The following is a 1,281-nucleotide window of genomic DNA, read 5'->3' on the forward strand; positions in this document are numbered from 1 at the left end:
TTGTTGTTTTGCATCAGGGTTTTTTTGTATGTCATTATACTTATGATATTTCACTTTTGTCAGGTCATAACGGCCACCGCATTGATACCATATCGCATCTGTTAGCTCGAAAAAACTTACGTCGCAAGAAAAATTACACGTTACCCATGAGCTCCCACTTTCACCCTGCTTTAAACTGTAACTAATATCTAACCCCTGTTTGAGCATCACGATAGCTATGTTTTTTTTATAATTTTGGGGAAATTTCATTGTAGTGATTTGATAAATTAAAGCATCTCTAATTCCTAAGTCTACCCTTTCAAAGATGCGTTTTTTAACTTCAATTTTGTCCTTATCTTGCAGTTCAAAGGTAAAGTGTGAGTGTTTTTGTGTCAATATCAGGCGAGTGTGTTTGGTGAATGCAGGAGCGAACGCATCCTTCTCGAGAAATGAGGGGCGTGGATGTGAGTTCACGCCATTGTACAAAGCCTTCTCTATCAGATTCATGATGAATTTAGAATGCGTTACACCACGGGCTGTTGCTAATGCATCAAAGTCTGTGAAGCATTTTTGGTTTGTAAAATAGGTTGAAACTGAGCGTTTAAAGGCCATTTTGTACGCCTGAACTGTGTTGTTAAGATAATTAAAATTAGTGTACCTGGACTTCAGGATACTCTGCTCATGACTTCAGCTAAGGGGAGATTGCATATGAGAAATATAGTGTAAGGTACTTTTTATTGCAATCAAAAACAATTGGTTATGTCGTGGCATTCCTAACGCGCTCGGTACAGCAAGGAGCGAGAGGGGGGGGGTAACCCTTTGCTGGCGTCTGTCAGCATAATCGTGGAAAAGCGAGTTGCTATTAGTACAAGGTCAGAGGGAAGCGTAATTCGTTACTAGAGAAGTGATAGTAATGGTGGGGTATGTAGTATGATTCTAAATCGGCTGACATTGCTGGTCCTGTGTTACCAACCCTATCCCCCTGAGAGGCGGTGCGTGCTAGCGTAAACATGAAGTCAGACAATGGCTAGAAACACAATTATGACATATTCCCAAAATTGTTCTCTGTACGCCTTAAACACTATCCTCGACCTGTGTAAATAAAGCGTCTGATATGGTTGCTGTTGCGCGTTATTGAGTAAAAAATACGACGCAATCTGTAAAGGCAGCAGGCTTATTTACGCGTGGTTCGATAGATAACATTTGGATATAGGCTTATCTGTTATGCTGACAGTCATGGCGGCATGTAAGATTTTTGAATTTAATTTAGTGGAAGTAGTATTGAGGTAAACCAGAGAAAGG

1 protein-coding gene is annotated in these 1,281 nt (G+C 40.3%); it reads right to left on the reverse strand.

Annotated elements, in window-relative coordinates; translation table 11 throughout:
* The coding region (locus tag BN1044_RS13210; protein WP_139130947.1) for a hypothetical protein at window positions 1-591 on the reverse strand (591 nt) is incomplete at its 3' end.
* Between the last annotated feature and the right edge of the window lie 690 nt (window positions 592-1,281).

This window comes from Hafnia alvei, assembly GCF_900095695.1.
In the GTDB taxonomy this organism is placed as follows: Bacteria; Pseudomonadota; Gammaproteobacteria; order Enterobacterales; family Enterobacteriaceae; genus Hafnia; species Hafnia alvei_B.